Origin of the sequence: Streptomyces panaciradicis, assembly GCF_023516615.1 — a bacterium.
In the GTDB taxonomy this organism is placed as follows: domain Bacteria; phylum Actinomycetota; class Actinomycetes; order Streptomycetales; family Streptomycetaceae; genus Streptomyces; species Streptomyces panaciradicis.
On record NZ_JAMGBF010000033.1, the window covers coordinates 1 to 6,944 of the forward strand.

Annotated in this window: 6 protein-coding genes and 1 pseudogene; 2 read left to right on the forward strand and 5 right to left on the reverse strand. The window is 72.0% G+C overall.

Annotated elements, in window-relative coordinates:
* The 4 genes and pseudogenes from M8J74_RS13810 to M8J74_RS13825 form a co-directional block, all read right to left on the reverse strand.
* Window positions 1–360: pseudogene (locus M8J74_RS13810) on the reverse strand (FMN-binding protein); the annotation flags it as partial.
* A 28-nt stretch (window positions 361–388) separates the two neighbouring features.
* Window positions 389–1,771, reverse strand: a complete 1,383-nt coding sequence (locus tag M8J74_RS13815) for a ferredoxin reductase family protein (protein WP_249836670.1) — start codon at window positions 1,769–1,771, stop codon at window positions 389–391.
* Window positions 1,772–1,847: 76 nt separating this feature from the next.
* Complete coding sequence (locus tag M8J74_RS13820; RefSeq protein WP_249836671.1) at window positions 1,848–2,354, reverse strand: FMN-binding protein; 507 nt, start codon at window positions 2,352–2,354, stop codon at window positions 1,848–1,850.
* 19 nt (window positions 2,355–2,373) lie between these two features.
* The gene (locus tag M8J74_RS13825; protein ID WP_249836672.1) at window positions 2,374–3,726 is read right to left on the reverse strand and encodes a ferredoxin reductase family protein; all 1,353 of its coding nucleotides are present in this window, start codon (window positions 3,724–3,726) and stop codon (window positions 2,374–2,376) included.
* Window positions 3,727–3,877: 151 nt separating this feature from the next.
* Here M8J74_RS13825 and M8J74_RS13830 point away from each other — a divergent pair, with 151 nt between their 5' ends.
* Window positions 3,878–4,615: a response regulator transcription factor gene (locus M8J74_RS13830; protein WP_249836673.1), complete on the forward strand. Its 738-nt coding sequence runs from the start codon at window positions 3,878–3,880 to the stop codon at window positions 4,613–4,615.
* Window positions 4,612–6,069 carry a sensor histidine kinase gene (locus M8J74_RS13835; protein ID WP_249836674.1) on the forward strand — a complete coding sequence of 486 codons (1,458 nt, stop codon included), beginning with the start codon at window positions 4,612–4,614 and terminating at the stop codon, window positions 6,067–6,069. Before M8J74_RS13830 ends, M8J74_RS13835 begins: the two co-directional genes overlap by 4 nt.
* A 9-nt stretch (window positions 6,070–6,078) precedes the next feature.
* Here the strand turns inward: M8J74_RS13835 and M8J74_RS13840 are convergent, their stop codons facing one another.
* Window positions 6,079–6,684, reverse strand: a complete 606-nt coding sequence (locus tag M8J74_RS13840; protein WP_249836675.1) for a pyridoxamine 5'-phosphate oxidase family protein — start codon at window positions 6,682–6,684, stop codon at window positions 6,079–6,081.
* Between the last annotated feature and the right edge of the window lie 260 nt (window positions 6,685–6,944).

The window sequence follows — 6,944 nt, forward strand, 5'->3', positions numbered from 1 at the left end:
CTGCGCGGCGACCGTCTCCTGGGCGAGCTTGGGGATGGACAAAGCCGTCTTCTGGTCGCTGGTGCCGCCCTTGGGCGCCTGGATGGCCTCCGCCTTGGTGATCTTTCCGTTGGCGACGGTCAGCCGGACCTGGACGTTGCCGTACTCCGTCTGGACCACGCTGCCGTCGATCGTGCCGTTCCCGGTGGCCGAGCTGCCGCCCTGGGGCGACTCCTGGGCCGCCTGGGTCGCTTGCGGGGCCGCGCCGGCCGCCTGGGCGTTGGGGTCCGACGCCGGCTTCAGCGACAGCAGCAGCACGACACCCGAGACGGTGGCGGCGGTGGCCAGCACGACACGCCGGACGGGGTGACTCTTCTTCATCGTTCCGAGGCTCCTGAAGTCCCGTCGCTCACATCTCGAACGACTCGTGATGGATGCGGCGGGCGGGCACTCCCGCACCGCGCAGTGCTTCGTACACGGTCTGCGCGAACCCGGCCGGGCCGCACATGAACACGTCGTGCTCGTCGATGTCCGGCAGCTTCTGCCGCAGCCGCTCCGCCGAGATGTCGGGGCGCTCCCCGTCAGGGCTGTTGACGGCGTACATCAGCCGGGCGCCGCGGTCGTCGGCGATGGCGGCGAGCTCGTCCCACAGGGCCAGGTCCTGCGTGGTGTTGGCCCGGTAGAGCAGCGTGATGTCACCGGCCGCGCCGGGCAGCGTCTCGAACAGCGCCCGCATCGGCGTGATGCCGACGCCGCCGGCGACCAGCAGCACCTTGCCGCGGCTGCGCCGCTGCGCGGTCATCGCACCGTACGGCCCCTCCGCCCACACCCGCGTGCCGGGCGTCAGCTCGCGCAGCCGGGCGCTGTGGTCGCCGATCGCCTTCACGGTGATCCGCAGCATGTCCGGGCGCGGCGCCGCCGACAGCGAGTAGGGGTGCGAGCTGAACCGCATGCCCGGCGCCAGGAACCGCCAGCGGAAGAACTGCCCCGCCTCCGCGCCCATCCGGTGCAGCTTGCGCCCGCCGATCAGCACCGACACGATGCCCGGCGTCTCCTCGATGACCGCCTCGACGCGCATGCGGTGCCGCATGTTCAGCCGGATCGGGACGAGGACGCGGTACCAGAGGACCAGCGCGGTGACCGACCCGTACAGCGCGTACCAGAAGGTCTTCGCGGTCGGCTCGACGGCGAAGTCGTTGCCGGTGGTGATCTGGTGCCAGAACGTCAGGAACACCGCGGCGTACGTCAGCAGGTGGACGTGGTACCAGGTGTCGTACCCCATCCGGCGGCGCACCGGGCCGATCGACGTCAGCCCGATGAGCACGAACAGGCCGCTGCCGATGGCCGCCTTGCCCATGTCCGGCAGCTGGTTGATGGAGTCGATCGTCTGCTGGACGATGTCGCCGAGCGTCTTGCCGGCCTGCAGCGCGTAGCCCCACATGGTGAGGAAGATGTGCGCCGCGATGAGGCTGAGCGTGTAGCGGCCGCTCATCGCGTGCCAGCGGGCCACCCGGTCGGACCCGACCCGCCGCTCCAGGGCGGGCACCCGGGCCATCTGCAGCACGACGAGTGCCATGAGGTAGCCCGCCAACAGGCCGGTGATCCGGCCCGCGTTGAGGATCCTGCCGTTGTTGTCGGCGATGGACGGCGTGTTGTTCCACCACAGCCACATCACCGCCGCGGCGCCCGCCCAGACGGCGAGCAGCAGAACGGTCGCCGGGGAACGGCGCGGGCGGATGCGGCGCATCGTCTGGCGGCGGGCGGCGCGGCCGCCTGCGAGCGTGGTGGTCACGATTCCTCCGGGAGCGGGGGCAAGGGGGGTGGCGTGGTCCCTTGGCCCTGAGATACGTGCCACGACGCCCGTGCGTTCAGCCGCGTGCCGAGTCGAGTGCCGACTGGAGTGACTGGCGGTAACCCTCGCTCGTGTAGGTGGCGCCGGAGACGGTGTCGATGTTCGCGCTCTGCGCCTGCAGCGCCTCGCTGCGCAGCCGGGGCAGGGCGTAGCTGTTGATCTCCTGGTCGCGTGGGTTGTCCGACGGCGACTGCACGGCCGTCACCTCGGTGAGTTTGCCGCCCTTGAGGGTGATCTTCACCTGGACCGGACCCCAGCGGGTCTGGATCGTGTTGCCGGTGACGGTCTTCGTGCCGGAGGTGCTCGATCCCCCGGAACTGCTCGATCCGCCCGAGCTGTTCGACCCGCCCGAACTGCTCGATCCGCTCGACGCGCTCGAACTGCTCGACGGCGCGGGGACCGCCACGGCGCCCGCCGGTGAGGAATGCGGCTTCAGCGACAGCAGCATCACCATTCCGGAGACGGTGGCGGCGCTCGCCAGCACGATGCGGCGCAGCGGACGGTTCTTCTTCAGCGCGTGCACGGTTGGGGCCTCACAGCTCTCAGAATTCGAACGACTCGTGGTGGATGCGGCGGTCCGGCACTCCGGCGGCGCGCAGCTCCTCGTACAGGTCCTGGGCGAAGCCGTGCGGGCCGCAGATGTACACGTCGTAGGCGGCCAGGCCGGGGAAGGTGGCCCGCAGCGACTGCGCGGTCAGGTTCGGGCGCCGGCCGTCCGGCCCGTTGAGCGCGTACAGCACCTTCGCGCCGCGCCAGCGGGCGACGGCCTCCAGCTCCCCGCCGAGGGCGAGGTCCTCGGAGGTGCGGGCCCGGTACAGCAGCGTGACGTCCCCGGGCAGGGTCTCGAACAGCGCCCGCATGGGGGTGATGCCGACACCGGCGGCGATCAGCAGCGACTTCGCCGAGGTCTGCCGGTCCGCGGTCATCGAGCCGTACGGACCCTCCGCCCACACCCGGGTGCCCGGCCGCAGCAGCGAGACGGCCGCGCTGTGGCCGCCGAGCGCCTTGACCGTGATCCGCAGCAGGTCCTGGCGCGGCGGCGCCGACAGCGAGTACGGCGTCGACGTCCAGCCCATGCCCTCGCCGAGGAACCGCCAGCGGAAGAACTGCCCCGCCTCGGCACCCATCTCGTCCAGCCGCCGGCCGCGCATGACGACCGAGTACACGCCCGGCGCCTCGCGGTGCACCGACTCCACCCGCAGCCGGTGGCGCAGGTTCAGCCGCACCGGCGCGAGGATCCGGAACCACACCACCAGGGCCGCGACACCCAGGTACAGCGCGTACCAGGCGGCCGTCGCGACCGCGTGCCCGTTGAAGTCGTTGCCCAGCGCCAGCTGGTGGCTGAAGGCCAGGAAGACGGCCGCGTACGTCAGCAGGTGGACGTAGTACCAGAACTCGTAGCTCAGCCGCCGTCGCGCGGCCCGCGCCGAGGTGATGCCCACCGCGAACAGGATGACCGTGCCCGCCGTGGTCTTGAGCATCTCCGGATAGTCCATGACCACGGTGACCGTCTCGTGCCACAGCGAGGCGCGGTCCTGGGCCGCGTAGCCGAGGAGGATCAGCACGACGTGCGCGACGAGCAGGCTGATCGTGTAGCGGCCGGCCATCGCGTGCCAGCGGGCCACCCGGTCGGAGCCGACCCGCCGCTCCAGCAGCGGCACGCGCGCCATCAGGCCGACGAGCACCGCACAGGCGTACCCGCACAGCAGTCCCGCGATGCGCCCGGCGTCGGTCAGCCAGCCCGCGGTGCCGACCACGGAGGCGGTGTCCGCCCACCACAGGGCGACCACGGCCGCGGCACCGGCCCACAGCAGCGCGAGCACGGCACCGGCGGGGGAGCGCGGCGCGGCCGGCGTCACGGCAGGGGCCGTCCGCCGGTCGTACACGGTGGTCATATGTGCGTCCTTTCGCCTTCTATGCGACGCAAGGGTGCCGTCGTAACTTCTCAGGACCCTCTGAAACGGGCGCCGCCGAGGCCACTCAGAGAAAACTCAGAGCTGCGCGAGAGACCCGCCGGGCCCCGCGAGGAGCGATCCTGGTGAGGAGATGAACACCAGATCAGGCCGCCCCGCCCTCACCCGCCCCGACGGCACCCCGCTGCGCGTCCTCGTCGTCGACGACGACCCCGACCTCGCCGAAGTGCTCTGCGGCGCCCTGCGCTACGAAGGCTGGCAGGTCCGCACGGCCGGCGACGGTGCGGCGGCGCTCGCCGAGGCCCGCGAGCTGATGCCCGACGCCGTCGTCCTGGACGTGATGCTCCCCGACACCGACGGCTTCGCCGTGCTGCGCTCCCTGCACACCGTGAAACCCGACGTCTGCGTGCTGTTCCTGACCGCCCGGGACGCGGTCGAGGACCGCATCGCGGGCATCACCGCGGGCGGCGACGACTACGTCACCAAGCCCTTCAGCCTGGAGGAGGTCGTCGCCCGGGTGCGCGGCCTGCTGCGCCGCGCCGGCATGGCCCGCCAGCTGGAGGAGGGCCCGCAGCTGGTCGTCGGCGACCTGGTCATGGACGAGGACTCCCACGAGGTCACCCGGGGCGGGGAACTGATCGAGCTGTCGCCGACCGAGTTCGAGCTGCTCCGCTTCCTGATGCGCAACCCGCGCCGCGTCCTGAGCAAGACGCAGATCCTCGACCGCGTCTGGTCCTACGACTTCGGCGGCCGCGCCCACGTCGTCGAGCTGTACATCTCCTACCTGCGCAAGAAGGTCGACGCGGGCCGGGAACCGATGATCCACACGGTCCGCGGCGCCGGGTACGTGCTGAAGCCGGTGAGCCCATGAGGTTCCTGCGCCGCCTGCCGCGCCCGCGCACCCTCCGGGCCCGGCTGACCGTCGGCCTGGTCGTCCTGCTCGCCGTCAGCTGCGCCGCGGTCGGCGTGGCGGCCGTGATCGAACTGGACGGTTTCCTCGTCAGCCGCCTCGACCAGCAGCTCGCCCAGGCCGGCAACCGCTTCCCGGAGAGCCTGGAGCACAAGGGCCTGCCGCTCGACGACCACGACGGCGACGAGCACGGCGACACCCGCCGGCAGGCCACCGGCACCTTCGGGGCCCGGCTGGTCGGCGACACCGTCACCAACGCGGCCGTCGTCCGCCCCGGCAGTGTCACCGACGTGCCCCTGAGCACGGCGGACCAGCGGCAACTGGCCGACGTCCCGGTCGACGGCCGGGCGCACAGCGTCGAGCTGTCCACGCTGGACTCCTACCGGGTGAAGGCGTCCCAGGGCATCGACGGCGACGTCCTGATCACCGGCCTCCCTCTGGAACCGGTGGAGGCCGCCGTCCACCGTCTGATCCTGGTCGCCGCCGTCGTCTTCGGCCTGGCCCTCACCGTCACCGGCGTGGCCGGCGCCCTGTGGGTCCGCTGGTCGCTGCGACCGCTGAGCCGGGTCGCGGCCACCGCCACCCGGGTCAGCGAACTGCCGCTGGCCAGCGGCGAGGTGGCGCTGCCGCCGCGTGCCCCCGAGTCGGACCCGCGCAGCGAGGTCGGCCAGGTCGCCGGCGCCTTCAACCGCATGCTGGGCCATGTCGAGGACGCGCTGACCAAGCGGCACGCCAGCGAGGAGCGGCTGCGCAGCTTCGCCGCCGACGCCAGCCACGAGCTGCGCACCCCGGTCGCCTCCGTCCGCGGCCACGCGGAACTCGCCCTGCTGCACCCGGGCCCGGTGCCGCCGAAGATCACCCGTGCCCTCGAACGCATCGCCGCCGAGTCCGGCCGCATGGGCGAGATGGTCGACGAGATGCTGCTCCTGGCGCGGCTGGACGCGGGCCGGCCGCTGGAACGCCACCCCGTCGACCTCACCATGCTGGTCCTGGACGCCGTCACCGACGCCCGGGCCGCCGGTCCCGACCACCGCTGGTCGCTGGACCTGCCGGAGGAACCGGTCTCGGTGGACGGCGACGCCCACCGGCTGCAGCAGGTGCTGGCCAACCTGCTGACCAACGCGCGCGTGCACACGCCCGCCGGCACCAAGGTCACGGTGTCCCTGGAGACCGAGGGCAGGTCCGTCTTGCTGAAGGTGCACGACGACGGGCCCGGCGTGCCCAGGGACGTGCAGCCGACCATCTTCGAGCGCTTCACCCGGGCCGAACACCGCCGCCGCTCGGACGCCCCCGGCGGCGGCGCGGGCCTCGGCCTGTCGATCGTCGCCGCGGTGGCGGAGGCGCACGACGGAAGCGTGGAGCTGGAGAGCCGGCCCGGGGCGACCACGTTCACGGTGCGGCTCCGCGCGTCGTGACGGGCGTGCTCAGGCCGGGCCCGGCGCTCGGGCCGGGGAGGGCGGCAGCGGCAACGGCAGCCCCGGCAGCCCGTCCATGCTGGTGGCGATGTGCTCCTTCTTGGTGAAGTACTCGCTCAGTGACGCGTCGTCCTCGCGCGCGAAGCGCCTGCCGTGCAGATCGCGGTCCTCGTCGTACGTCATGAACGGCACCGCGTATCCGCAGGTGTCGCGGACGAGTTCGGCGGTCACGACGATGATCGCGCGCAGACCGTGCGCGGTGGGGTCGATGTCGGGGAAGCGGGCGAGGAGCTCCCCGAACCGGGGGTCGTCACGGAAGACCGGTTCACCGCGCCCGTGCACCCGCACGATGTTCGGCGGTCCCTGGAAGGCGCACCACATCAGGGTGATCCGCCCGTTCTCCCGCAGATGGGCGATCGTCTCGGCGTTGGACCCGGCGAAGTCCAGGTAGGCCACGGTGAGTTCGTCGAGCACCGCGAAGGAGCCCTTGAGGCCCTTGGGGGAGAGGTTGACCGTGCCGTCGCCGGACAGGGGAGCGGTCGCGGTGAAGAAGAGGGGCTGCTCCTCGATGAAGGTGCGCAGCCGGCCGTCTATGTGCTCATAAGTTTTTCCCACACCTGACGATTATGAGCGCAAGTCTTTCGTTCGTCTAAGGAATTGCGGTCCCGGCCGCCGTGGGGCCCGGACCCCTGCCGCGGCCGCCCCGGCCGGCGCTGAATCGGGGCGGCCACAGCGCCTGTCACGTCACTTGGTGAGCGTGCAGGCGGCCAGGGAGTCCAGGCCGGTCGGCTTCGTCGACGTGCGGCCGATGGCGATCGCGATGCGGTCGATGGTCGACTTCCGCTTGTCCGCGAGCGGGCCGAGGATGGCGTTGT